This is a genomic window from Spirillospora sp. NBC_01491, from assembly GCF_036227065.1.
GTDB lineage: Bacteria > Actinomycetota > Actinomycetes > Streptosporangiales > Streptosporangiaceae > Spirillospora > Spirillospora xylanilytica.
Map to the genome: position 1 here is coordinate 4,213,547 of NZ_CP109432.1, position 22,294 is coordinate 4,235,840.

27 protein-coding genes are annotated in these 22,294 nt (G+C 71.6%); 8 read left to right on the forward strand and 19 right to left on the reverse strand.

Annotated features, from left to right (window positions below; genetic code table 11):
* The first annotated feature begins 6 nt into the window (after positions 1 to 6).
* Positions 7 to 198, forward strand: coding sequence for a DUF397 domain-containing protein (locus OHA34_RS19480; RefSeq protein WP_329518524.1), 192 nt, complete (start codon positions 7 to 9; stop codon positions 196 to 198).
* A 28-nt stretch (positions 199 to 226) separates the two neighbouring features.
* Here the strand turns inward: OHA34_RS19480 and OHA34_RS19485 are convergent, their stop codons facing one another.
* Positions 227 to 1,267 (reverse strand): DUF6301 family protein, encoded by a 1,041-nt coding sequence (locus OHA34_RS19485; protein WP_329518525.1) that lies wholly within the window; start codon positions 1,265 to 1,267, stop codon positions 227 to 229.
* 57 nt (positions 1,268 to 1,324) lie between these two features.
* Positions 1,325 to 1,789 (reverse strand): MarR family winged helix-turn-helix transcriptional regulator, encoded by a 465-nt coding sequence (locus tag OHA34_RS19490; RefSeq protein ID WP_285942661.1) that lies wholly within the window; start codon positions 1,787 to 1,789, stop codon positions 1,325 to 1,327.
* Positions 1,790 to 1,918: 129 nt separating this feature from the next.
* Here OHA34_RS19490 and OHA34_RS19495 point away from each other — a divergent pair, with 129 nt between their 5' ends.
* Complete coding sequence (locus OHA34_RS19495) at positions 1,919 to 2,419, forward strand: hypothetical protein (protein WP_285942662.1); 501 nt, start codon at positions 1,919 to 1,921, stop codon at positions 2,417 to 2,419.
* Here the strand turns inward: OHA34_RS19495 and OHA34_RS19500 are convergent.
* Positions 2,390 to 3,106, reverse strand: a complete 717-nt coding sequence (locus tag OHA34_RS19500; protein ID WP_329518526.1) for a DUF4328 domain-containing protein — start codon at positions 3,104 to 3,106, stop codon at positions 2,390 to 2,392. The two genes, OHA34_RS19495 and OHA34_RS19500, sit on opposite strands and share 30 nt — an antisense overlap.
* 220 nt (positions 3,107 to 3,326) lie before the next feature.
* Between OHA34_RS19500 and OHA34_RS19505 the strand changes: the two genes are divergently transcribed.
* Positions 3,327 to 3,536 (forward strand): hypothetical protein, encoded by a 210-nt coding sequence (locus OHA34_RS19505; protein WP_329518527.1) that lies wholly within the window; start codon positions 3,327 to 3,329, stop codon positions 3,534 to 3,536.
* Between the two features lie 9 nt (positions 3,537 to 3,545).
* Here the strand turns inward: OHA34_RS19505 and OHA34_RS19510 are convergent, their stop codons facing one another.
* From OHA34_RS19510 to OHA34_RS19530, 5 genes are all read right to left on the reverse strand, one after another.
* Entirely contained in the window at positions 3,546 to 4,262 is a 717-nt protein-coding gene (locus OHA34_RS19510) for an ABC transporter permease (RefSeq protein WP_285942668.1), read from the reverse strand.
* 7 nt (positions 4,263 to 4,269) lie between these two features.
* Positions 4,270 to 5,181, reverse strand: a complete 912-nt coding sequence (locus OHA34_RS19515; protein ID WP_329518528.1) for an ABC transporter ATP-binding protein — start codon at positions 5,179 to 5,181, stop codon at positions 4,270 to 4,272.
* A gap of 94 nt (positions 5,182 to 5,275) precedes the next feature.
* Positions 5,276 to 6,154: an ABC transporter permease gene (locus tag OHA34_RS19520; RefSeq protein ID WP_285942670.1), complete on the reverse strand. Its 879-nt coding sequence runs from the start codon at positions 6,152 to 6,154 to the stop codon at positions 5,276 to 5,278.
* Positions 6,151 to 7,137, reverse strand: coding sequence for an ABC transporter ATP-binding protein (locus OHA34_RS19525; protein ID WP_329518529.1), 987 nt, complete (start codon positions 7,135 to 7,137; stop codon positions 6,151 to 6,153). The genes OHA34_RS19520 and OHA34_RS19525 overlap by 4 nt, the downstream gene beginning before the upstream one ends.
* Before the next feature lie 41 nt (positions 7,138 to 7,178).
* Positions 7,179 to 8,123 carry a DUF389 domain-containing protein gene (locus OHA34_RS19530; RefSeq protein ID WP_285942672.1) on the reverse strand — a complete coding sequence of 315 codons (945 nt, stop codon included), beginning with the start codon at positions 8,121 to 8,123 and terminating at the stop codon, positions 7,179 to 7,181.
* A gap of 122 nt (positions 8,124 to 8,245) precedes the next feature.
* Between OHA34_RS19530 and OHA34_RS19535 the strand changes: the two genes are divergently transcribed.
* Together OHA34_RS19535 and OHA34_RS19540 are read left to right on the forward strand one after the other, a co-directional pair.
* Positions 8,246 to 8,941, forward strand: coding sequence for an HNH endonuclease family protein (locus OHA34_RS19535; RefSeq protein WP_329518530.1), 696 nt, complete (start codon positions 8,246 to 8,248; stop codon positions 8,939 to 8,941).
* A gap of 27 nt (positions 8,942 to 8,968) precedes the next feature.
* Complete coding sequence (locus tag OHA34_RS19540; RefSeq protein ID WP_285942674.1) at positions 8,969 to 9,307, forward strand: hypothetical protein; 339 nt, start codon at positions 8,969 to 8,971, stop codon at positions 9,305 to 9,307.
* A gap of 77 nt (positions 9,308 to 9,384) precedes the next feature.
* On the opposite strand, the gene glmM is transcribed toward OHA34_RS19540, so the two are convergent.
* The 3 genes from glmM to rplM all read right to left on the reverse strand — a co-directional run bounded on the left by glmM (position 9,385) and on the right by rplM (position 12,094).
* Positions 9,385 to 10,728, reverse strand: coding sequence for a phosphoglucosamine mutase (gene glmM, locus OHA34_RS19545; protein WP_285942675.1), 1,344 nt, complete (start codon positions 10,726 to 10,728; stop codon positions 9,385 to 9,387).
* Between the two features lie 271 nt (positions 10,729 to 10,999).
* The gene (rpsI, locus tag OHA34_RS19550; protein WP_285942676.1) at positions 11,000 to 11,518 is read right to left on the reverse strand and encodes a 30S ribosomal protein S9; all 519 of its coding nucleotides are present in this window, start codon (positions 11,516 to 11,518) and stop codon (positions 11,000 to 11,002) included.
* A 123-nt stretch (positions 11,519 to 11,641) separates the two neighbouring features.
* Complete coding sequence (rplM, locus tag OHA34_RS19555; RefSeq protein ID WP_285942677.1) at positions 11,642 to 12,094, reverse strand: 50S ribosomal protein L13; 453 nt, start codon at positions 12,092 to 12,094, stop codon at positions 11,642 to 11,644.
* A 1,061-nt stretch (positions 12,095 to 13,155) separates the two neighbouring features.
* On the opposite strand from rplM, the gene OHA34_RS19560 reads away from it, so the two are divergent.
* The 3 genes from OHA34_RS19560 to OHA34_RS19570 all read left to right on the forward strand — a co-directional run bounded on the left by OHA34_RS19560 (position 13,156) and on the right by OHA34_RS19570 (position 16,868).
* Positions 13,156 to 13,515: a CAP domain-containing protein gene (locus OHA34_RS19560; protein WP_329518531.1), complete on the forward strand. Its 360-nt coding sequence runs from the start codon at positions 13,156 to 13,158 to the stop codon at positions 13,513 to 13,515.
* 119 nt (positions 13,516 to 13,634) lie between these two features.
* A complete protein-coding gene (locus OHA34_RS19565; RefSeq protein WP_329518532.1) occupies positions 13,635 to 15,023 on the forward strand; it encodes a hypothetical protein in 1,389 nt (462 codons plus the stop codon).
* A 24-nt stretch (positions 15,024 to 15,047) separates the two neighbouring features.
* Entirely contained in the window at positions 15,048 to 16,868 is a 1,821-nt protein-coding gene (locus OHA34_RS19570; RefSeq protein ID WP_329518533.1) for a hypothetical protein, read from the forward strand.
* 102 nt (positions 16,869 to 16,970) lie between these two features.
* On the opposite strand, the gene truA is transcribed toward OHA34_RS19570, so the two are convergent.
* The 8 genes from truA to infA form a co-directional block, all read right to left on the reverse strand.
* Positions 16,971 to 17,930 (reverse strand): tRNA pseudouridine(38-40) synthase TruA, encoded by a 960-nt coding sequence (gene truA, locus OHA34_RS19575; protein WP_285942681.1) that lies wholly within the window; start codon positions 17,928 to 17,930, stop codon positions 16,971 to 16,973.
* Positions 17,931 to 18,227: 297 nt separating this feature from the next.
* Positions 18,228 to 18,740: a 50S ribosomal protein L17 gene (gene rplQ, locus OHA34_RS19580; protein WP_285942682.1), complete on the reverse strand. Its 513-nt coding sequence runs from the start codon at positions 18,738 to 18,740 to the stop codon at positions 18,228 to 18,230.
* An 87-nt stretch (positions 18,741 to 18,827) separates the two neighbouring features.
* The gene (locus OHA34_RS19585) at positions 18,828 to 19,841 is read right to left on the reverse strand and encodes a DNA-directed RNA polymerase subunit alpha (RefSeq protein ID WP_285942683.1); all 1,014 of its coding nucleotides are present in this window, start codon (positions 19,839 to 19,841) and stop codon (positions 18,828 to 18,830) included.
* A gap of 120 nt (positions 19,842 to 19,961) precedes the next feature.
* The gene (rpsD, locus tag OHA34_RS19590; protein ID WP_285942684.1) at positions 19,962 to 20,588 is read right to left on the reverse strand and encodes a 30S ribosomal protein S4; all 627 of its coding nucleotides are present in this window, start codon (positions 20,586 to 20,588) and stop codon (positions 19,962 to 19,964) included.
* 91 nt (positions 20,589 to 20,679) lie between these two features.
* Entirely contained in the window at positions 20,680 to 21,081 is a 402-nt protein-coding gene (gene rpsK, locus OHA34_RS19595; RefSeq protein ID WP_285942685.1) for a 30S ribosomal protein S11, read from the reverse strand.
* Between the two features lie 55 nt (positions 21,082 to 21,136).
* Positions 21,137 to 21,517 (reverse strand): 30S ribosomal protein S13, encoded by a 381-nt coding sequence (gene rpsM, locus OHA34_RS19600; RefSeq protein WP_285942830.1) that lies wholly within the window; start codon positions 21,515 to 21,517, stop codon positions 21,137 to 21,139.
* 186 nt (positions 21,518 to 21,703) lie between these two features.
* Complete coding sequence (rpmJ, locus tag OHA34_RS19605; RefSeq protein ID WP_021596712.1) at positions 21,704 to 21,817, reverse strand: 50S ribosomal protein L36; 114 nt, start codon at positions 21,815 to 21,817, stop codon at positions 21,704 to 21,706.
* Between the two features lie 144 nt (positions 21,818 to 21,961).
* On the reverse strand, positions 21,962 to 22,183 hold the full coding sequence (gene infA, locus OHA34_RS19610; RefSeq protein ID WP_018657567.1) for a translation initiation factor IF-1: 222 nt from the start codon (positions 22,181 to 22,183) through the stop codon (positions 21,962 to 21,964).
* Positions 22,184 to 22,294: the final 111 nt, after the last annotated feature.

A 22,294-nucleotide genomic window follows, 5' to 3' on the forward strand; every position in this document is an offset into this window, starting at 1 on the left:
CAGGGAATGACCACCCCCCTTTCCCTCCCCAGGTGGCGCAAGAGCAGCCACAGCGGCAACGGCGGCGAGTGCGTCGAGACCGCCGTCCTTGACGGCACCGTCGGCGTCCGCGACTCCAAGAACCCCGCGGGTCCCGTCCTCACGCTCACCGGCGACGACTGGGCGACTCTGCTCGCCACGCTGAAGTCCGTCGGCTAGAGCCGGGGCGCGCCCGCCGCACTGACGGTCAGATGCCGAGTTCGGGCAGGCGGACGCCCAGGTTGTCGCCGTTCCTCCCGACCCAGTAGCCCAGTGCCGGCAGCGTCGCCTCAACAGCGCGCAGCGCTCCGACCACGAGCCGCGCGGCGTCGCCGGCGGCCACCTCGGAGGTCAGCGGCCAGTCGCGGGAGAAGCTCGGGCTCCCATCCGGCTCGGTGCTCCAATCGCCGGTGGTCAGGACGGTGATCCACGCCTCGCTCGGCGCCGTCCAGCCCAGCTCGGTCAACGTCAGGACCATGTCCGGCACCGGGTCGGCCGGGCATTCGACTCTCAGCACGCCGTCAGCCAGTTTGACGAAGCAGGTGGGGATCTCCGACGGCATCCGCGACCCGTCGTCGCGCTCCTCGATCACCAGGGTCAGCGGGTCTTCGCCGAGCACCGGTACGTCCCGCACGAGGGCGCGAAGGGTGCGGGCCAGACGGTCTTCGACGTCCCGCCAGTCTTCGGCGACGGCGTCCCCCGGGACGAGCATTCCGTCGGTCTCGTCCGTGTGGACGGTCCGGCACCAGGAGTAGGGGTGTTCGCCCTGGTGCCGGGCCGTCCGCACCTCGTGGTGCTCGTACCGATCGGTCGCCAGGAGTTCGAGATGGACACTGGCCGTCGCCTCGTCCGAGCACGCGCGCGCGAGCCGCAGACGGGGCGTCGCACCGGGTCGGCGCCATCGCAGCCATGGTCCGGGCCCGCCCCGCAACGGCGGTGGGCCGAGCACGTCCTCAGCCTGCCGCCTGGCGGTGTCGAACACCTCTACCGCCTCGGCGTGGTCCAGACCGGACGCGAGCGTGACCGCGAGTGCGGGCGAGTGGTCCAGATCCGTGGAGGCGTACCCGTGGCCCGTCGGCAGCCCTGTGGAGAAGCCCAGGGATACGCCGCGGTCCTCGACGAGGGACCAGCCGCGCTCGGCGAGAACGCGCTCGATATCGGGACGCTGCCAGCCTCCCAGGTCGAGCGTCGAGAACGAACGGATCAGATCGTCCATCTGATCATCGAGCAGGCGAGCGGAAACGATCATGCGGTCATCCTGGCAAAGCCGGGCCATGCCCGTCCCCCGAAGGGAAGATCACCGCGGTCATCGCCCTTTCTGTGGCGTGTCCGGGGCCAGGGACAGCGTGGCCTCGCGCATCACGGCCACGGTTCCGGTGAGCCAGCGCCCCACCGTCTCCAGTTCGGCCGCGTCGAAGCCCTGGAGAAGGTGTTCCATGCCGATCAGCATCGGGGCCATGGCCTCGGCCGTGACCTGCCGGTGCACGGCGGTCACGGTCAGCGTGAAGCGTCGGCCGTCGGACGGGTCGCGCGCGCGGTCGACATAGCCGAGGCTTACCAGCCGGTCGACGATCTTCGTGATGGCGGCGTCGCTCAGGCCCGTCTCGGCCACCAGCTGGGCGGGGTGGACCCCGCGGGCGCGCCCGATGATGCCCAGCACCTTGTGCTCGGTCGCGTTGACGTGCAGCCGCGAGGCCAGAGCCTCGTGATAGAGCACGACCCACAGGCTCAGCTGGTGCCCCAGGAGGGCTCCGTCCGGCTCGGAATTCATGCTCGCGAGCCTACAAGTCTTTCACTTCGGTAAAGAAAACTATTTCACCAAAGTGAAAGACCATGCTTGGATGAGCCCATGACAACCGTGCAGCCGCAACACCGCTCCGGTCCTGTCCCCCTGCGCGTGTTGAGCCGCGTGTACGCGGCGGTCCTGGTCACCCATCTGCCCATCCTGGCCGCCCTGCTGCTCCCTCAGGGACGCAGCCGCGTCAGTTCGGAACCGGTGGCAGGGCTCGTGGCCCTCCTGCTGATCTCTCTCGTCGTCGCGGCCACGGTGCTCTGCCCCGTCGCCTGCGCCCGCGTCGCCCCAGACGGCGACCGCTGGCACCAGGGAAACGCGCTCTCCCAGGTCAGGGCGTATAGACGGACCGACCGTCGCGGCTACCTGTGGCGCCTGGCAGAGCTCGTGATCCTCTACACCCTCGCCCAGTGCCTGGGCGGGCTGGTGGCCTGGATGCTGCCCTACATCTGGGACAACCCGTCGTACGGCACCGACCCCGCCGCGGACCGGTGGGTCTTCCACTACGGCCGCTTCGCCGTCCAGGCGGTGACCCTCTACGTCTCCGTCTGCGTCGCGTTCACCTGGTTCGCCTGCCGGCTACGCCAGGTCGCGCCACCCGCGCACTAGGTCCGGCGGGGCGGTGGCCTGGGCCAGGCGGCGGGCGTGGGCCTCCTGGAAGCCGGTGATCTGCCAGACGAACGCGAAGGCGAGCGCCGCCGCGGCGACTCCGATCAGGGCGAGCGCGGTCAGGGACACGCAATGGTCGTACAGCTCCTGAAGGCTCATACCGTCATGGTCGGAGAGCACCCGGCCACCGACGACGTAGATCAGCCACAGCGGCCACCACAGGTTGACCGGCCAGGCCCGCCGGCCCGCGGGGGCGCTGGCCCTCCAGACGTCCGCGACGATCATCCGGGGCACCCAGAAGTTCAGGATCGGCACCATCCAGCCGATGATCATCCAGGGCCGGCCCCACTGCTGCGGGGTCCCGCCGATGCCCACGGCGTTCGCCCGCGCCCGCCACAGCCAGACGATCAGCGCGACGGCGGTCGCCACCGTCGCCGCGGCCTCGGCCAGCCCGAGGACGTCCAGCAGGTAGAACAGGCTCTCCACGCGCTCGTGGACGAGCGGGTCGGCCGGATCGGCGAGGTGGGTCCCCCAGGCCGCCAGCCCGGCGTGGACGATCAGGAGCAGCACGCAGGCGCCCAGCGTGATGGTGGCGGCCAGGGCGCGTCCGACTCCCCGCTTGACCGCGAGCTCCTGGACGTACGGCGCGGGGGGATAGGGCGCGGGCGGATAGGGGTGCTCGGTCATCTGTGCTCCTGCGCGGGTCGGTCACGGCATGGCGGGCATGCGCCTTCACGCGGGGAGCTGACGGCGGTACGAGGATTGTGGTGGAGATCCCGCCCGCCCGGAAGATGATCAACGGTCACGATAATCGTGACCGTCCGGCCGGGGCCACCGTGACAACCGACCGCCTGACCTGCGCGTCCGCCATCCTTGGACTTCACTCCGCGCCGTCACCCGGGAGTCGGTGCATCAGCAGAGAGAGGTGACGGCCAAGCTCGGCGAGCTGTCCGAGCGGGTCGCGGCGGACGGCGGACTCGAACGGCCGCCCCTGGAATACGTCCTGATCGACTCCCGGGGCGCCCCGCTGAACGCGCCGAAGGCCCGCGCCGCCGCCGGAACGTCACCCGCCGGATGCGGGCCCTGCCCGAGGTGCGGCGCGCCCGCGCCCCGCTAGCGGACGGCGCTACTCGGCGCTCGCCACCGCCAGCGAACGCAGCCGCACCACTGCCAGCAGCGTGCCCACGGCGGTGACCGCGACGAGCAACGGGACCGCGACGGCCAGGTCCACCGTGGACTTGACCGTCGTGGCCCCGGTCAGCACGTCGGTCACCGACAGGGCCCACTGCTGGATCGAGGCCGACTTCGCGCCGGGCGCGAAATTGCCGAGCAGCGTCTCCCACACCAGCGCGTACAGCAGCCCGATCGTCACGGCGTTGCGGCTGACCACGGCCAGCGCGACGAACACCGCGCTGTAGGCGATGCCCCCGACCAGGACCCCCACGGTGAACGCCGGCGCCACCTGCTCGGTCATCCCGGACATCAGCAGCCCGGCCAGCAGCGTCGGGACGGCCGCGAACGCCGTCACCAGCACGATCGCCACCGCCAGCTTGGTCAGCACGATCACCTGCCGCGGGATCGGCTTGGTCAGCACGTACATGATCTGGCCGTCGTCGATCTCCGGGCCGATCACCCCGGTGCCGGCGATCAGCGCCAGCAGCGGCAGCAGCGTGGCGAGCCCGAACCGCTGGAGCACCCCGGTGGAGACCTCCAGATCGGCGAGCCCGGTGACCTTCAGCCCCACCGCCAGCAGGATCAGCACCAGCGGCAGCGCGAACAGCAGCAGCGCACGGCGCCGGCCGAGCATCGCACGGAACGTGATCATCGCGATCGTGGCGTTCATCTGGCCCTCACTTCCCCACCAGGTAGGAGAAGACGCTTTCCAGCGACTCGTCGGACGGCGAGACCTCCCACAGCCGGACCCCGGAGTCCCGGGCGACCTGCGGGAGCAGCCAGGTGAACCGCTGGAAGTCGACCGCCTCGACCTGCAACCCCTTGTCGGTGAGCTGGACGCTGCGCGCCGACCCGTCCGCGATGATCGCCGCGGCCAGCCGCCGGTCGTCGCCCGACCGGACCAGGAACAGGTGCGGCCGGTCGGTCATCAGCCGCCGGATCCGGCGGAAGTCGCCGGACGCCGCGTGCCGGCCCGCCACGATCACCTCGATGTGGCTGGCCAGCCGCTCCACCTCCTCCAGGATGTGCGAGCTGAACAGGATCGTGCGGCCCTCGTCGGCCATCCGCCGGATCAGGTCCATGAGCTGGAGCCGCTGCCGCGGGTCCATCCCGTTGAACGGCTCGTCCAGCAGCAGCACCGGCGGATCGTGCACCAGCGCCGACGCCATCTTGATCCGCTGCTTCATGCCCTTGGAGTAGTTGCCGATGATCCGGTCCGCGGCGTAGTCCATCTCCACCAGCGCGATCGCCCGCGCCGCCGCCGCCCCCGGATCCTTCAGCTTGTGCAGCTTGGCCATCGCCAGGATGAACTGCCGCCCGGTCAGGAAGTCGTAGGCGCTCTCCCGCTCCGGCACCAGCCCGAGGCTCCGGTAGATGTTCGGGTTCTGCCAGATCGCCGCCCCGTCCAGCGAGACCGACCCCGACGACGGCGCCAGGAACCCGCCCATCATGTGGATGAGCGTCGACTTCCCCGCCCCGTTCGGCCCCAGCAGCCCGGTCACGCCCGGCCCGATCGTCATCGACACGCCATTGACCGCGACCACGTTCCCGTACCACCGGGAAACGTTCTCCAGTTTCAACTCGCTCACTGTGCCCCCCGCTCACCTACGGGGCGCCCAATGGCGCCGCCTTCCCTCGTCGCAAGCTCCTCAGTCCAGACGACGCCGCGCCCCTCCAGTTCACTCATGAGAGGCCCGCCTTACGGAACCGGCGGTACAGGACCGCGATCGAGCCGGCGACCAGCAGCGCGCACACCGCGAGCGCCACCACGCCGCCCTGGAGGCCGGGCGCGATGCTGACCGAGGTCGACTTCGCGCCGAGCAGCCGCACCTGCACGATGTCGACCAGGTTGAACGGCGCGAACAGCCCGGCCCAGCCGGCGAGGGCGAAGTTGGTCTGGGACTCGGCCAGCCCCTGGATGATCCCGACGAACGTGCTGCTCAGCATGTACACCGCGATGACCGCGGCCACGCCGAAGCCGCGCCGCGGCGTGAACGCCGCCACCACCAGCCCGATCGCCGCCAGCACCAGGGCGAACAGCACGCAGCCCACCAGCGCGCCGAGGAACCGGAGTAGCTGGTCGGCCGGGTCCGGCGCCTTGGAGACGAGGCCGCCCACGTACAGCAGCGTGATCGGCGTCGCCATCAGGGCCAGCAGCGCGACCGCCATCGCCGCGAACTTGGCCAGGACGAAGTCCAGATGCCCGACTGGCCGCGAGAAGTACAGCGGGACGACGTGGAAGCGCAGCTCGCGCGAGGCCAGCACGGGCGCCTGCGTGGCCACGAAGATCGCGATGACGACCTGGAGGATCGAGGTGTAGGAGGAGTAGCGGATCAGCGCGCTCTCCTCCTTGGAGAACGCGAAGATCGCCACCGAGCCCGCGGCGGGCAGCAGCATGAGCGCGCCCAGCAGGAACGGCATCACCTTCGCGCGGGCCGGACGGCCGATGCCGTACGCGGCGCGCAGGTTGTGCACGAACAGCGACCGCACCGTGTACGCGCGGCCCAGCCGCTTGCCGTCGTAGTGCCGGTAGCCGATGTCGTGGATCGTGCTCATGCTCATCGGCCCGTTCCCCTCTCAACGGACGGCCCCGCCTGCCCCGGGGGCGCGGGCGGACCCGGCGGGACGGACGGCGGCGGGTCGGCGGCCGGGTCGACCGCGAAGACCTCTTCGATGTGGTGGCGGCGCTGCTCCATCCGGATCAGCCGCAGCCCCAGCTCGGCGACCCCGTCGCGGACGCGGTCGTAGGTGTCCTCACCGGCGATGTCGATGATCAGGAACCGGCCCTCGGGCCGGACCGCGACGCCCTCGTCGTACAGGCGCCGCCCGAGCTCGTCGCGGCCCTCGTCGACCTCCACCGTGAGCGACCCGCTCACCTCGGTGTAGGCCGCGACCGCCTGCGAGCGCAGCAGCCGCCCGGCGTCGACGATCACGACGTGGTCGCAGACCCGCTCCAGCTCGCCGAGCAGGTGCGAGCTGACCAGCACGCTGATGCCGAACTCGGTGCCGATCCGGCGGATGAGATCGAGCATCTCGTCGCGTCCGGCCGGGTCGAGACCGTTGGTCGGCTCGTCCAGGAACACCAGCTTCGGGTCGTGCACCAGCGCCTGCGCCAGCTTGACCCGCTGCCGCATGCCCGTCGAGTAGCCCCCGATCGGCCGGTACCGCTCCTCGTACAGGCCCACGTGCCGCAGCGTGTCGGCGGCGCGTTCGCGGGCCGCGGTCGGCGGCAGTCCGCACATCCGGGCCATGTGCACGACGAACTCGGTCGCCGAGACGTCGGGCGGCAGGCACTCGTACTCGGGCATGAACCCGACCTGCTCGCGGATCCGCAGCCCGTCGCGGGCGATGTCCAACCCGAGCACGCTGGCGGTGCCCGCGCTCGGCGGCAGCAGCCCGAGAAGTATCTTGATGAGCGTCGACTTGCCGGCGCCGTTGGCGCCGACCAGGCCCACGACCCCGTGCTCCACGGAGACGGTGAGGTCGTCCAGGGCGGTCACCCGGGGAAACCTCATCGTCAGCCCCTGGGTGGCGATGATCGGCATGTCCTCGAACCTAGCGCCTCGCCGCCGGGACCACGTCCGCCTTATGGCTGATGCCCGTCCCTCCCGCGGAGTACCGCCGACCACACCGCGCGTTGCACGAGGAGGGTCACCGTCCCGGCGATCAGCATCCCCCCGAAGTTGGCGCCGAGCTGGAGCAGCGAGCCGTCGATCTCGCTGCCGTGCTGGAGCGCGAGCGCCACCGCCAGGTTCCCGGCCGCCGGGACGGTGGTGACCGAGATGAACACCCCGACCAGCGCCGACGACTTGCCCGCCGTGAGCGACAGCACCCCGGCGGCGCCGGCCAGCAGCGCGACGATGAACGACCAGCGGTCCGGGCTGTAGATGAAGGCGGTCATCGGCCGCGAGGCCGGCAGCCGGGCGATCTCGATCACCCCGATCCACCGGCTCGCCAGCGCGCACACGTAGGTGACCACGATCGCGGCGGCGAACCCGATCAGCAGGGTGCGCAGCGCGGCGCCGATCCGCCGCGGGTCGAGCCGGACGAGGCCGTAGCAGATCGCCGCGACCGCGCCGAACTCCGGCCCCAGCACCATCGCGCCGACCACCAGGACGGGCGAGTCGATCAGCGCCGCGATGCCGGCGAGCTGGGTGGCCAGGACGAGGAAGGCGATGAACGACCAGGTCAGCGTGGCGCCCTCCGCGGTCTGCTGGTCGAGCTCCTCCCACACCACGGCGTCGTCGCCGTACCCGGGCGAGCGCGCCTCGGCCCGCTCGGCGACGTCCGACAACGACAGGTCGATCTTCTCCATCGCGATCGAGCCGTCCCGCTCGATGCCGAGGTCCTGGAGCCGCTCGATGACCTCGTTGACGGCCTCCCTGGCGATGTCGGCGGTCACCAGGTCGCCCCGGGGCGCCCTGGCCGCGCCCTCGACGACGACCACGTTCGTCGCGCCGGGGCACTCCGCCAGGACGGCGCAGGCCGCGTCCGTACGGTCACCCGGGACGATCGCTCTCAGATGCAGCACACCCCTCATGCTGCCGCATGACCCCCCGTACGCGGAGGTGTCCCGGGCCCCCTAGCCTGTGATCGTTTATTTGCCACTAATCGGGCATATGGCAGCGAAGAACTCCGGGTGGTGGTGAGGGCATGACGCGACGACGCCCGTTCAGATCGCGGCGCGTGGCCATGCGGGCGACGGCCGCCACCGTCCTCTCCGTGACCCTGGCGGGCGCGGGTTGTGACGCCGAGGTGGACCCCTCCGGCGCGTCCCCCGGACCGGGCGGCTCCCGGCCCGCCGGACGGGACGCCGAACGGGCCCGCGGCGACCTCTCCGGGCTGAGGGTCGCGGCCGAGTCGCCCGGCGCCGGCTACTCCCGCAAGAAGTTCGGCGTGCGCTGGAAGGACACCGACCACAACGGCTGCGACCAGCGCAACGACGTCCTCGCCCGCGATCTGCGGCAGGTACGCAGGCAGGGCGACTGCGTCGTGCTCGGCGGACGCCTGAAGGACCCCTACAGCGGCAAGGACATCACCTTCGCCAAGTCCGACGCCGCCGAGGTGCAGATCGACCACGTCTACCCGCTGGCGCTGGCCTGGCGGATGGGCGCCTCCCGCTGGAAGGCCGGGCGGCGTGAGCAGTTCGCCAACGACCACGCCAACCTGCTCGCCGTGTGGGGCAAGCCGAACCGGCAGAAGAGCGACTCCGGGCCCGGCGAGTGGAAGCCGCAGCAGGGCTTCCAGTGCGCGTACGCGATCAAGTACGTGGCGGTCGCGACCGAGTACGGGCTGCCGGTGACCCGGGACGACCAGGGCGCCCTGAAGGGCTTCCTCGCCCGCTGCTGACCCCCGCCCGCGTCATAGGGTGAGGCCATGAGCCACAGCGAGCCGAACAGCCAGGACGCCCCGGACGGCGCGTCCGCGACCGACGACGAGAAGCCGGAGCTCCCGAGGGTCCGCACCGAACGCGCCATGGGGGCGCGGGCCACCGGCGCGGACGTGACCGGGGCCTCGGCCACCGGCCTGACCCTCCGCGGCGGCAACGCCTTCGGCTCCCTGGCCATCGGCGCGATGTCCCTCGGCGCCCTCGCCATCGGCGCGGTCGCGATCGGCCGGCTGGTCGTCAAGAAGGCCGTGGTCGGGCACCTCGAGGCCGGCACCGTGGAGATCAAGCACCTCAAGGTCGGCCGCCTCGACATCACCGACGCCTGACCCCCGCGCCGCGGGTGCGCACGCCGCCTGGCGCGGCGTGCGTCCCGCGGCGCGGACGTGCCCCGGCCGCCGGCGTGTCAGCCGAGGGTGGTGCGGACCACCTCGGCCAGCTGTTCGGCGACGGTGCGGGCCTGGTCCTGCGAGGCCGCCTCGACCATCACCCGGACCATCGGCTCGGTGCCGCTCGGGCGGATCAGCACCCGGCCGGTGTCGCCCAGCCCGGCCTCCGCCGCCGCCACGGCCGCGGCGAGCTCCGGCGAGGTCTCGGCGCGGGCCTTGTCGACGCCCCTGACGTTGATCAGCATCTGCGGCAGCCGGGTCATGACCTTGGCCAGCTCGTCCAGCGAGCTCCGCTGCCGGGCCATCGCGGCCAGCAGGTGCAGGCCGGTCAGCACCCCGTCGCCGGTGGTGGCGTGGTCCAGCATGATCACGTGGCCGGACTGCTCGCCGCCGAAGCCGAAGCCGCCCGCCTTCATCGCCTCCAGCACGTACCGGTCGCCGACCGCGGTCTCCACCACCGTCAGCCCGGCCTCGCGCATCGCGATCTTGAAGCCGAGGTTGGACATCACCGTGGCCACCACGGTGTCGGCGGCCAGCCGGCCCGACTCGCGCAGTTCGAGCGCGAGCACGGCCATGATCTGGTCGCCGTCCACCACCTCGCCGGACGCGGTGACGGCCAGGCAGCGGTCGGCGTCCCCGTCGTTGGCGATGCCGGCGTCGGCGCCGTGCTCCCGGACCGCCTCCCGCAGCGCGTCCAGGTGGGTCGAGCCGCAGCCCGCGTTGATGTTCAGCCCGTCCGGCGCGGCGCCGATCGTGATCACCTCGGCGCCGGCCCGGCGCAGCGCCTCGGGGGCGACGTCGGAGGACGCGCCGTTCGCGCAGTCCACCACCACGCGCAGCCCGTCCAGCGACACCGGCAGCGTCGACAGCAGGTGCGCCACGTACTGCTCCACGGCGCCGTGCGCCTCGCGCACCCGGCCGACCCCGGCGCCGGTGGGCGGCTCCCACTCCTGGCCGAGGCTGGCCTCGATCCGGTCCTCGATCCCGTCCGCGAGCTTGTAGCCGCTGCGGTCGAAGAACTTGATCCCGTTGTCGGGCGCAGGGTTGTGCGAGGCCGACAGCATCACGCCGAGATCGGCGTCCAGCGTGTGGGTGAGGTAGGCCACCGCGGGCGTCGGCAGCACCCCGAGGCGCAGCACGTCCACGCCGGCGCTGGCCAGCCCCGCCACCACCGCGGCCTCCAGGAACTCGCCGGAGGCCCGCGGGTCGCGGCCCACCACCGCCAGCGGCCGGTGGCCCCGGAAGGCCCCCTCCTCGGCCAGCACCCGCGCCGCCGCGACCGAAAGGTCCATGGCGAGCGGAGCGGTGAGATCACGGTTGGCGAGCCCGCGAACGCCATCGGTCCCGAACAGACGACCCACAGTTCAACTCCCAGAAAGACAGAAGACCGCGCGGGCGGGACGGGGGCCGCACCCCCGTCCGCTCCGCGCGGTCAAATCTAGTGCGCACACGCGCCCGGTCCCCGAACGCGGGCATCCTCGCGCGCCCCGACGCCCCCCGCCCGCCCGCGCCGCCGTCATGCGCGGCGCGAACGGCCCCCTGGAAACGCGGACGAGCCGCCGCCCCCGCTGCGCCGGCCCGGTGCGGGTCGGACGCGATGAAGCTGCGGGGAGCGACGGCTCGTACCGTGGATCAGCGCTTGCTGTACTGCGGCGCCTTACGGGCCTTCTTGAGACCGGCCTTCTTGCGCTCCGGCACCCGGGCGTCGCGGGTGAGGAAGCCGGCCTTCTTCAGCGCCGGGCGGTGCTCGATGTTGGCGAACTGGAGCGCGCGGGAGATGCCCAGGCGCAGCGCTCCGGCCTGGCCGGTGGTGCCGCCGCCGTTGACCCGCGCCAGCACGTCGAACTGACCCTCGAGGCTCAGCAGCACGAACGGCTCGTTCACGATCTGCTGGTGCACCTTGTTGGGGAAGTACTGGTCGAGCGTGCGGCCGTTGACGGTCCACTGGCCGGTGCCCGGGACGATCCGGACCCGCGCGATGGCCTGCTTGCGGCGGCCGGTGCCGGCGGAGGGGCCGGTCGCGATCGGCTGGCCGAGCAGGCCCGCCTCGGCGGCCTCGGGGCTCTCGGTGGAGTACTCGGACGGCGCGTCCTCGTACGAGTCGAACTCGACGCCCTCGGCGGGCGTCTCGGTGCCGGTGGACTCGTCCACGGTTCTCCTTGGTCTTCTGGCCAGGGCGGCTGGCCCGGTGGTGCCCGGGTGCCCCGGCGGCCTCTGCCGCGGCCGTGCGGGTTCGCGCGGCCGTCGCCCATCGCGCCCGAGGGCGCGGACGGGTTACTTCTTGATCTGGCTGATCTGGGTGATCTCGAACGGCACCGGCTGCTGGGACTGGTGCGGGTGCTCGGGACCGGCGTAGACCTTCACCTTGCCGAACATCTTCCGGCCGAGGGAGGTCTTGGGCAGCATGCCCTTGATCGCCTTCTCGACGGCGCGCTCGGGGTTCTTGGCCAGCAGGTCGCCGTAGGCCACCGAACGGAGTCCGCCCGGGTAGCCCGAGTGCCGGTAGGCCCGCTTCTGCTCCAGCTTCTGCCCGGTCAGCGCCACCTTGTCGGCGTTCACGATGACGACGAAGTCACCGGTGTCCAGGTGCGGGGCGTAGATCGGCTTGTGCTTACCCCGCAGCAGCTGAGCGACCTGACTGGCGAGCCGACCAAGCACGACATCGGTCGCGTCGATGACATGCCACTGACGCTGTACGTCAGCGGGCTTAGGGGTGTACGTGCGCACGGGCGTTGGCCTTCGTTTCTTGTCGACTTCTCGGTGGGCATCCTGTTCGCGCCGATCAGAGACTGGATCCGACCTGACGCTCCGGGAGGCCGGGGCCCCGAACGTGATCACACATCGCGTGAAGATCGAGGGCACACCGACACGTGGTCGCAGCCTCCGCCGGCCCTTTCGGGCAGGGGTCACCGCATACAACAAACCCGTAGGATACCCAGCCGCGCAGGCACGGGTCAAAACGGATCGTCGTGACAGTCTCCCAGCCACTCTCCAGTATGCCCCATGCGGCCGGCCGCATGGACCGCGAACCCGCCGTCCCCCTCCGCACCGCCCCGGCCTCCAGATTGGATCACCTGACCGCGGGATGGGACTTGGGTGCACCTATGGGGATATGGTGCGGCCGACCGGTCCCCGCCGGCGTAGCGCCGGCCCCCACCCGGGAGCCCCCACTGACTACTCCCCGCAGACCCGGCCCCCCGGCCGACCGTCTCGTCCACGGCACCGCCCCCCGCCAGTCCCACGCTTCTAGCGACGATCGCGCCTCCGCCTCCGCTTCCACCTCCGGCGCTACGCCCGGCCGACGGGGCACGTCCGCCGGCCGTCGCGGACGGCGCGGTGCTCCCCCGCAGCGGCGGACGGGCCCACGCTCGGCGACCGTCGTGGCGGTCGCCATCGCCGGTTCCGCGCTGGCCTTGAGCACCGGCGTCGTGCTCGACCGGCTCGTCCTGCCCGATTCGCACTCGGGGTCGACCGCCGCGTCGGACTCTGCGGCCCACCCCGCCACGGCGACAACGTCCGGCGTGGGCGGCACGGGCAGCGGCGGAAGCGGCGGCGCTACAGGAGCGGGCACTGGCACCGGCACGGGCTCTGGAGCGGGAAACGGTGCGCAGCGCGGCCCTTCCAGTAGCCCGTCGCCCTCAGCTCCCGAGACCACCCCGCCTCTCAAGACGGTTCACGCCCCAGGCGGCGACGCCTCCGAGAAGCCCTCACCCTCTCCGACTCCCTCCAAGAGCACCCCGCCGGCCGCTGGACTTCCGGTTCCCGGGTCGGCGGCGCCCGAGACGGCTGTGGCGCTGCTCACCAACAAGGAACGCGCCAAGGCCGGATGCAGCCCGCTGCGCATCGACCAGCGCCTGGTGACCGCCGCGCGGCGGCACTCGGCCGACATGGCGGCGAAGGACTACTTCGACCACACCTCCCGCAACGGCGACAGCCCGTGGAAGCGGATGGGGGACGCCGGCTACTCCAGCCCCGGCGCGGAGAACATCGCCAAGGGCTACGGGACGGCCGCCGCCGTCGTCGAGGGCTGGATGAAGGGCCCCGGGCACCGCGCGAACATCCTCAACTGCAAGCTGCGCGCCATCGGCGTCGGCATGGCCAAGGGGTCCGGCGGCCCTTGGTGGACGCAGGACTTCGGCTGGAAATAGGCCCTGCTCCCACGGTGCGGACGACCTTCGACAAACGCCCGGCGCCCGGTTCGCCCCCATGTCATGGTTGGTGTTCCGAAGGTCCAGAGCCCTGAACCAGGAACGGTAAGGTCCAAGCCATGGGTTATCCGGGCGATCAAGGCAAACCCGACGGCTGGCCTCCCGAGCAGCCGTCGCAAGCGCCGTACGGCCCCGGAGCGGAAAGGCCCGAAGCGGCACCGTACGGCAGTGACAATGACGAGACGGCCTTCGCCCCGCGCGGACAGGCCCCAGGTACGGCAGGACGGCCCGGCGCACACCGTCCGGGCTCGCAGGGGCCGGGCGGCGACGCCTTCGGGTCCGGCGACGCCTTCGGCTCAGACGCCCTCGGCGGAGAGGTCTTCGGCGGCGCCGGTTCCGGCGCGAGCGGCGTGCCCCCGTCCTGGAACGACGACCCCGCGGGCGCGACCCTGCAAGCGCCGGGCGGGTTCCCCCCGACCCCGTTCTCGAGCCCCGCGGGCCCTCCGGGTCCGCCCGGCGGGTCCGGTTCGTCCGGTGGCGCCGAGCCGGGCCGGGACGACGGCCTCTTCGGCGCGCCGTCAGGCGGCCACTTCGGCCCCCCGAACGACTTCGGCCCCCCGAACGACTTCGACCACCCGAACGGGCCGGCCGGCGGCCCCGGCGACCCCGGCGGCTACTTCCCGCAGGGCGGCTTCGGCGGCCCGGACGGCCCCGACGGGTTCGACGGGCCGGGCACGCCGCCCCTGCCGTCCGGCGGGCCGACGCCCCCGGAGCGGCGCCGCAACCTTCCCCTGATCATCGGCGGTGCCGTCGTGGCCGGGCTGGTGCTCATCGGCGGCGGCATCGGCCTGTCCTCCATGCTGAAGGACGACTCCAAGCCGAAGGCGTCGCCCTCCCCGGCCGCGGCCAAGCCGTCCCCCACGGCCCCGCCGAGCCCAACCGTCCCCCCGCTGGAGCCGGTGAAGCTCAAGAGCCGCACCACCGACCCCAAGCCGCTGACGCTCCGCGAGGTCTTCGGCAAGACCTCGTTCAAGTCCGGCGGGCAGAAGTACGTACGGACCGCGTGGAACGCCAAGCGCGGCTGCACGGGCACGGTCGGCGGCGTCAAGCTGACCAGCACCCTGAAGAAGGCCGGCTGCACGCAGACGCTCCGCGCCACCTACGCGCGCAGCGACGGCGCGCTCATCGGCACGGTCGGGGTGTTCAACCTCAAGACCGAGAACGCCGCCAAGGTGGCGGTGAAATCGGCCGGTGACCAGGACGCCTTCCTCCAGGCGCTGCCCGGCGTGGGCAGCACCAAGAAGATCGGCAAGGGCGAGGCCCTCGGCACCGCCGAGGCGCGCGGCCACTACCTGGTGATGACCTGGGTGCAGCGCCCGGACGGCAAGAAGATCCCCACCAGCTACCACAAGAACGTGTCCGCCTTCGGCGCGCAGGTCGTCAAGAACAGCAACCTCAGCTTCGCGCTGGCGTTCAGGGAAACCGAAGGCAAACCCTTCCGAAATTGAACTGTGTGAATACTCTGTCTGCTTATGTCTGGACCTAGAGAGACCCGGGAGTCCGCCGAGGAGGCGGGGACGGCATCCGTCCCCGCCCCCGCGGCGCCGCCCAGTTTCGGCAGCGCGGGTCCCCCGGCCGGCGAGACCGGCACCCCCGCCCCGGCCGATGCGGCCTCCATCGATACAGCTCCCGCCGCGACCGGCACCGCCGAAGAGGCGCAGCCCACGGTCTCCGGCGCCCTCCGGCTCCCGCCGTTCGGCCTTCAGACCCCCTGGTGGGCGGCGGACTCCGGGACCGACACGGCTCCCCCCACCGATCTCCCTCCGCCACCGCCCGCCGCCCCTGAACCGGAGGTTCAGCCGGAACCGGCGCTCGAACTGCCCCCCGACCCCCACCCTGACTTCGGCCCTGAGCCCGGGTCCGGGCCGGTGCAGCCGCACGTCCAGCCGCCCGGCACGCTCGTGGCGGGCCTCGGGGCCCCCAACGTCGACAGCCGCGGGGCCGTCCCGGCCAAGCCGATCGTTCACCGTCCCGGCCCGAAGATCGCCGACACCGACCCGGACGGCATCCCGGTCACCGTCGCTCCCGTCCCGCAGCAGCGGCCTCCGGCGGCGCCGAAGCCGGAGACGGCGGCCAAGCCCGTCCTGGCGAAGCCCGCCCCCGCAGACCCCGCCCCGGCGAAGGCCGTCCCCGCGCAGGTCACCCCGGCGCAGGTCGCTCCGGTGCAGGTCACTCCGGCGCAGGTCACTCCGGTGCAGGTCAACCCAGCGCAGGTCACCCCGGTGCAGACCGCGCAGACGGCCCCCGCGAAGGCGGCTTCCACGGGACGGGCCAAGTCCAGCACCGCGTCGGGGCCCGTCCTCATCCCGGATGCGATCCTCCCGCCGGGCGTCTCCCCGCCCGCCGACGGCAGCGCGCCCATCGCGACGGAGGCGACCGCGCCGCCGCAGACGGGCCAGGCCGGAGACGCGGGCGAAGCGACGGTCGTCACCCCGACCTACCACTCCGAAGGCGGGATCCCGCTCGACGACTCCTCACCCGCCTCCACCACCGCGGGCCAAGGCGTCTTCACCGGGACCGGTCCCGGTGCCGGTCCCGGTACCCCGGCCGGCCCGGCCAAGGGCGGATCGAAGTCCGGTGGCGACGGCTGGCGCAAGCCCGGAGTGATCGGCGGCGGCGCGGTCGCGATCGTCGCGGCGGCCGTGGCGGTCTTCCTGATCGCCGGCTCCGGCTCCGGAGACCCGGCGCCGTCCAAGGACGCCGCGGGCTCGGCGCCCGCCCAGTCGTCCGCGCCGGCGCCCGCTCCCACGCTGCCGCCCCCGCCCGCCAAGCCCGTCGACATCGGCAACGAGCAGACCGACACCAAGCCGCTCGCGCTCGCCGAGGCCTACCCCACCGGCACCATCGACCTGGGCGGACGGACCTACGTCCGCGACCGCTCCTCGGTCAACCACCGCTGCTCGCTCGCCGCGCGCGGCGAGATGGCGCAGGCGCTCATCAGGGAGGGGTGTCGCAGCGTCGTGCGGGTCACCTTCCTCGGCAAGAAGAAGGCGCTGGCGGTCACGTCCGGCATCGTGTCCATGCCCGACCGCGCCGCCGCACTCAAGGTGAACCGGGCCGGAGACCCCGGCAAGTACGAGTGGTTCCGCGGCATGGCCGGCCAGAACTCCCAGAAGATCGACCAGGCGGGCGGCTACGCGTCCAGCACCGTCCGCGGCCGGTACATCGCCTACGCGTACGCGACGTACGCCGACGGCAAGCGTCCCGCTCCGGGCGACACCCTGCTCAAGGACATCGCGCAGCAGTTCCTGGACTACAGCCTCCGGCCGATCGAGGCCCGCGCCCGAGGCTGACCCATCGCCCCGCGCGCCCGTGGCGTGTCCCCGGCCATCCGGCGGACACGCCACGCGCCACGGGCGCCCGTTCCACGCCCGTGCCGCGCCCGCCGCCGACGCTCAGGCGGAAGGGCCGCCCAGCGGTTCGGTGCCAGGCCCGAGGCCGACGCCGAAGCCGTGGCCGAGGCCATGACCGGACGAGGCGGTCCCCGGCGTGGCGGTGACCGCACCCGGACCGCCCGGCGCCGCCGTCGCGGTGGCGTTGAGCGTGCGGACCCTGCGGGTCTGCTGGGCGCGCTGCGCCAGGTCCTCGTCGTCCGGGTAGCGGATCTCCTCCAGCGACAGCCCGTGCGCGGGCGCCACGTTCACGCCCGAGTCGCGGACGCGGGCCGCCAGCACCTCGGACGGCCACTCGATCGCGCGGCGCCCGTCCCCGACCATCAGCAGCGCGCCGACCAGCGCCCGCACCATCGAGTGGCAGAACGCGTCGGCCTCGACCGTCGCGACGGCGATGTGCGGGGCCTCGCGGGTCCACTCGTACCGCTGGAGCTCGCGGATCGTGGTCGCGCCCTCCCGCTTGCGGCAGAACGCGGCGAAGTCGTGCTCGCCCACCAGCAGCGCGGTGGCCTCGTTCATCCGCTCCAGGTTGATCGGACGGGGATGGACGAGCACGTCGTGCCGGCGCAGCGGCTCCACCCCGACCGGGTTGTCGCACACCCGGTAGACGTACCGGCGGCACAGCGCCGAGAAACGCGCGTCGAACCCCTCGGGCGCCACCGACACCCGCCACACCCGCACGTCCGGGGGCAGCATGCCCGCCAGCCGGCGCGGCATGGTGCCGTTGACCGTGGAGTACGCGGCGACCGGCAGCACCACGTGCGCGACCTGGCCGCGGGCGTGCACCCCGGCGTCGGTCCGTCCCGCGACGGTGAGCACGGGCCCCGGGTCGAGCCGCAGCAGCCGGGCGAGGGCGTCCTCGATCACGCCCTGCACGGTCCGCTGGCCCGGCTGCCGGGCCCAGCCCGCGAAGTCGGACCCGTCGTAGCCGATGTCGAGCCGGAGCCGCACCAGCGCGGTCATGTCCGCACCCTCTCCGGCGCGTCCCCCAGCGGAACGCCCCGTTCGGGCACGCCCCTCCGCGTCACGCCCGCCGGTTCCCCGAAGGGAGGTGTCCTCGTCCAAAACCGCTGCCTGTCCATCCTGCCCGACGCGCGTTCTCCATCATCGGGCACAGTCTCGACACGCTCCCCTGTGAATCGTCGCCCCCCTGACCTGACCATGAGATCAAGTCTGGCAAAGATCAGGCCCGCCGTCCCGTAGCGGAACGGCGGGCCCTCACGAAAATCGAGCGGAACGCTCTCAGAAGAGGCGTGACCCCTACTTGTCGTCGTCCGCGCCCTTGGCCTCGGTGGCCTCGGCGGCGTCGCCGGTGACGGCGGCGGCCTCGTCGGTCGCCGGAACCTCGGTCTCGGCCGTGGTCGCCGCGGTGGCGGTGTCCTCGGCCGCCGGGGCGGTTCCGGTGGCGGCGGCCATCTGCTCCTGGACCAGCTCGATCACGGCCATCGGGGCGTTGTCGCCCTTGCGCGGCCCGATCTTGGTGATCCGGGTGTAGCCGCCGGGACGGGTCTCGAAGCGCGGCGCGATCTCGGTGAAGAGCCCGTGCACGACGCCCTTGTCCCGGATCACCTTGGCCACCTGGCGACGGTTGTGCAGGTCGCCCTTCTTGGCCTTGGTGATCAGCTTCTCCGCCAGCGGACGCACCCGCCGGGCCTTGGCCTCGGTGGTGGTGATCTTGCCGTGCTCGAACAGCGCCGTGGCCAGGTTGGCCAGGATCAGGCGCTGGTGCGCGGCGCTGCCGCCGAGGCGGGCACCCTTGGTGGGCTGAGGCATGGTGCTTCCTTCCTGCGCCGGCCGTGTCAGGTACCGGCGTCAGCCGAATCCCCGTGACCGGACGGCCCGGTCACGGGGAGAGATGATCTAGTACTGCTCGGTCTCGGCGTAGCTCTGGTCGTCGTCGCCGTAGTTGTCGGCCGCCGCGCTCGGGTCGAACCCGGGCGGGGAGTCCTTCAGCGAGAGGCCCATGTCGTTGAGCTTCTGCTTGACCTCTTCGATCGACTTGGCGCCGAAATTCCTTATATCCAGAAGGTCCTGCTCGCTGCGGGCGACCAGCTCGCCCACAGAGTGGATGCCCTCGCGCTTGAGGCAGTTGTAGGACCGCACCGTGAGGTTGAGCTCCTCGATCGGCAGGGCCAGGTCCGCGGCGAGCGCGGCGTCGGTGGGCGAGGGGCCCATGTCGATGCCCTCGGCCTCGACGTTGAGCTCCCGGGCCAGCCCGAACAGCTCGACCAGGGTCTTGCCGGCGGACGCGACCGCGTCGCGCGGCAGCATCGCCTGCTTGGTCTCCACGTCGACGATCAGCCGGTCGAAGTCGGTGCGCTGCTCGACTCGGGTGGCCTCGACCTTGTAGGTGACCTTGAGCACGGGCGAGTAGATGGAGTCGATCGGGATCCGGCCGATCTCCTGGCCCGGCTGCTTGTTCTGCGCGGCCGAGACGTAGCCGCGACCGCGCTCGACGGTCAGCTCCATCTCCAGCTTGGCCTTGTTGTTCAGCGTGGCGATGTGCAGGTCGGGGTTGTGCACCTCGACCCCGGCCGGCGGCGCGATGTCGGCCGCGGTCACCTCGCCGGGCCCCTGCTTGCGCAGGTACATCACCACGGGCTCGTCGTGCTCGGACGAGACGACGAGCTCCTTGAGGTTCAGGATGATGTCGGTGACATCCTCCTTGACCCCCGGGACCGTGGAGAACTCGTGGAGGACGCCCTCGATCCGGATGCTGGTGACGGCGGCGCCGGGAATCGAGGAGAGCAGCGTGCGACGCAGCGAGTTGCCGATCGTGTAGCCGAAGCCCGGCTCCAGCGGCTCGATGGTGAACCGCGACCGGTACTCGTCGACCTGCTCTTCGGTGAGAGTGGGACGCTGTGCGATGAGCATGGTGATGCCTTCTTTCCGCGGTGCCCGCTATTTGACGACCGCGTTCTCTATTCTGCCCGAACTCGCCGGGATCCCACATACCCCCCGGAGGAGGCGGCGGGATCCCGGCGAGGGCGAGGACTACTTGGAGTAGTACTCGACGATGAGCTGCTCCTGGATCGGAGCGTCGATCTGCTGCCGGACGGGCAGCGAGTGCACGAGGATGCGCATCTTGTCAGCGTCGACCCCGAGCCAGGCCGGGACCTGGCGCTCGCCGGACTCGGCCTTGGCGACCGCGAACGGCGTCAGCTCGAGGGACTTGCCCTTGACGTCGACGATGTCGGCCTCGCCCACCAGGGCGGACGGGATGTCGACCTTGCGGCCGTTCACCCGGATGTGGCCGTGGCGGATGAGCTGGCGGGCCATGTCGCGGGACTTGGCGAAGCCGCCGCGGTAGACCACGTTGTCGAGACGGCGCTCGAGCAGCACGAGCATGTTCTCGCCCGTCTTGCCGCCCTGGCGGTTGGCCTCGGCGTAGTAGTTGCTGAACTGCCGCTCCAGCACGCCGTAGATGCGGCGGGCCTTCTGCTTCTCGCGAAGCTGGAGCAGGTACTCGGTCTCCTTGGGACGACCGCGACCGTGCTCACCCGGCGGGTAGGGACGGATCTCGATCGGGCACTTGGGGCCCTCGCACTTGCTGCCCTTGAGGAACAGCTTCATCTTCTCGCGGCGGCAAAGCTTGCAGTCCGCGCCGGTGTAACGTGCCATTTTCCTGTTCTCCCCCTGCCTCAGACGCGCCGGTTGTTGGACGCGACCGGGCGCTGGTCGCCCTGGGCAAATTCCACATTGCTCATGACGGTCAGACCCGCCGGCGCTTGGGCGGGCGGCAGCCGTTGTGCGGAACGGGCGTGACGTCCTGGATGGAGCCCACCTCGAGGCCGGTCGCCTGAAGCGACCGGATGGCGGTCTCGCGACCCGAACCCGGGCCCTTGACGAAGACGTCGACCTTGCGCATGCCGTGCTCCATCGCGCGCCGGGCGGCGGCCTCGGCGGCCTGCTGCGCGGCGAACGGGGTCGACTTGCGCGAGCCCTTGAAGCCCACGTGGCCGGAGGAGGCCCAGGCGATCACGTTGCCGTTGGGGTCGGTGATCGAAACGATCGTGTTGTTGAACGTGCTCTTGATGTGGGCGTGCCCATGAGCGACGTTCTTCTTTTCCTTGCGGCGCACCTTCTTGGCGCCGACACGGCTCTTGGGAGGCATCTGCTCTCTCTACTCCTGAGGTCGTCGATCCGGACGGACCGATGGTCCGGGCGGACTACTTCTTGCCGGCCTTCTTCTTGCCGGCCACGGTCTTCTTCTTGCCCTTGCGGGTACGCGCGTTGGTCTGGGTGCGCTGACCGTGCACGGGCAGCCCGCGACGGTGCCGGACGCCCTGGTAGCAACCAATTTCGATCTTGCGGCGGATGTCCGCCTGGACCTCGCGGCGAAGGTCACCCTCGACCTTGTAGTTCGCGTCGATCCAGTCGCGCAGCCGCACCAGTTCGTCGTCACCCAGCTGGTGCACCCGCAGGTCACCGCTGATGCCGGTGCCCTCCAGGGTCTCCAGCGCGCGGGTCCGGCCGATGCCGAAGACGTAGGTGAGAGCGACCTCGAGGCGCTTTTCGCGCGGGAGGTCGACGCCGAGCAGGCGTGCCATCTCGGGCAGTTCCCTTCGTTTCACGGAGGTATGGACGCATCGCCTCCGCACACACCCTGCCCGGGTGGCGGCCCCGGCCTCCGTCGTCCGAGGGTCCCTTCACACGCCGGTGCCGCACGACCGATCAAGGTCGTACGGCCACCGGGGGGTGAAGGCTTGCGATGCGCTTGCGGTAATGGCGGGCGGTCAGCCCTGGCGCTGCTTGTGGCGCGGGTCGGAGCAGATGACCATGACCCGGCCGTGCCGGCGGATGACGCGGCACTTGTTGCAGATCTTCTTGACGCTCGGCTTGACCTTCACTGGGTCTCCTAAAGGATCAGGGTCACCCCCGTGCCGCCACGCACGGGGAAGGCAACCCCAGTGGATGTGAAGCGGTCTCCTCCCCAACCGGAGGGGAGACCGTCTCCCGTCACCTCGGCGGGCGGCCGGGGCGCGGGATCGTTTTCACTTGTAGCGGTAGACGATCCGACCGCGCGTGAGGTCGTAGGGGCTCAACTCCACAACGACGCGGTCGTCCGGCAGAATTCGGATGTAGTGCATCCGCATCTTGCCGCTGATGTGGGCGAGCACCTTGTGCCCGTTGTCCAGTTCCACCCTGAACATGGCGTTCGGGAGGGACTCGATGACGGTGCCCTCGATCTCGATGGCCCCTTCTTTCTTGGGCATGTCCTCCGCGCTTCGCTGATCGGCTCATTGGACGCGGCCCGGAGCCCCCAAGGGGATTCGGCCGCACCCAGGCGAAGGCGTCGGAGACGCACAAGCAGGGGTTGAGGCGGC

What these genes read in the sequence shown, in the direction of transcription:
- OHA34_RS19480 (WP_329518524.1), top strand. Translation starts at nt 7, where the DNA reads ATGACCACCCCCCTTTCCCTCCCCAGGTGGCGCAAGAGCAGCCACAGC.
- OHA34_RS19485 (WP_329518525.1), bottom strand. Translation starts at nt 1,267, where the DNA reads ATGATCGTTTCCGCTCGCCTGCTCGATGATCAGATGGACGATCTGATC.
- OHA34_RS19490 (WP_285942661.1), bottom strand. Translation starts at nt 1,789, where the DNA reads ATGAATTCCGAGCCGGACGGAGCCCTCCTGGGGCACCAGCTGAGCCTG.
- OHA34_RS19500 (WP_329518526.1), bottom strand. Translation starts at nt 3,106, where the DNA reads ATGACCGAGCACCCCTATCCGCCCGCGCCCTATCCCCCCGCGCCGTAC.
- OHA34_RS19510 (WP_285942668.1), bottom strand. Translation starts at nt 4,262, where the DNA reads ATGAACGCCACGATCGCGATGATCACGTTCCGTGCGATGCTCGGCCGG.
- OHA34_RS19520 (WP_285942670.1), bottom strand. Translation starts at nt 6,154, where the DNA reads ATGAGCATGAGCACGATCCACGACATCGGCTACCGGCACTACGACGGC.
- OHA34_RS19525 (WP_329518529.1), bottom strand. Translation starts at nt 7,137, where the DNA reads ATGCCGATCATCGCCACCCAGGGGCTGACGATGAGGTTTCCCCGGGTG.
- OHA34_RS19535 (WP_329518530.1), top strand. Translation starts at nt 8,246, where the DNA reads ATGACGCGACGACGCCCGTTCAGATCGCGGCGCGTGGCCATGCGGGCG.
- OHA34_RS19540 (WP_285942674.1), top strand. Translation starts at nt 8,969, where the DNA reads ATGAGCCACAGCGAGCCGAACAGCCAGGACGCCCCGGACGGCGCGTCC.
- OHA34_RS19565 (WP_329518532.1), top strand. Translation starts at nt 13,635, where the DNA reads ATGGGTTATCCGGGCGATCAAGGCAAACCCGACGGCTGGCCTCCCGAG.
- OHA34_RS19570 (WP_329518533.1), top strand. Translation starts at nt 15,048, where the DNA reads ATGTCTGGACCTAGAGAGACCCGGGAGTCCGCCGAGGAGGCGGGGACG.
- truA (WP_285942681.1), bottom strand. Translation starts at nt 17,930, where the DNA reads ATGACCGCGCTGGTGCGGCTCCGGCTCGACATCGGCTACGACGGGTCC.
- rplQ (WP_285942682.1), bottom strand. Translation starts at nt 18,740, where the DNA reads ATGCCTCAGCCCACCAAGGGTGCCCGCCTCGGCGGCAGCGCCGCGCAC.
- OHA34_RS19585 (WP_285942683.1), bottom strand. Translation starts at nt 19,841, where the DNA reads ATGCTCATCGCACAGCGTCCCACTCTCACCGAAGAGCAGGTCGACGAG.
- rpsD (WP_285942684.1), bottom strand. Translation starts at nt 20,588, where the DNA reads ATGGCACGTTACACCGGCGCGGACTGCAAGCTTTGCCGCCGCGAGAAG.
- rpsK (WP_285942685.1), bottom strand. Translation starts at nt 21,081, where the DNA reads ATGCCTCCCAAGAGCCGTGTCGGCGCCAAGAAGGTGCGCCGCAAGGAA.
- rpsM (WP_285942830.1), bottom strand. Translation starts at nt 21,517, where the DNA reads ATGGCACGCCTGCTCGGCGTCGACCTCCCGCGCGAAAAGCGCCTCGAG.
- infA (WP_018657567.1), bottom strand. Translation starts at nt 22,183, where the DNA reads ATGCCCAAGAAAGAAGGGGCCATCGAGATCGAGGGCACCGTCATCGAG.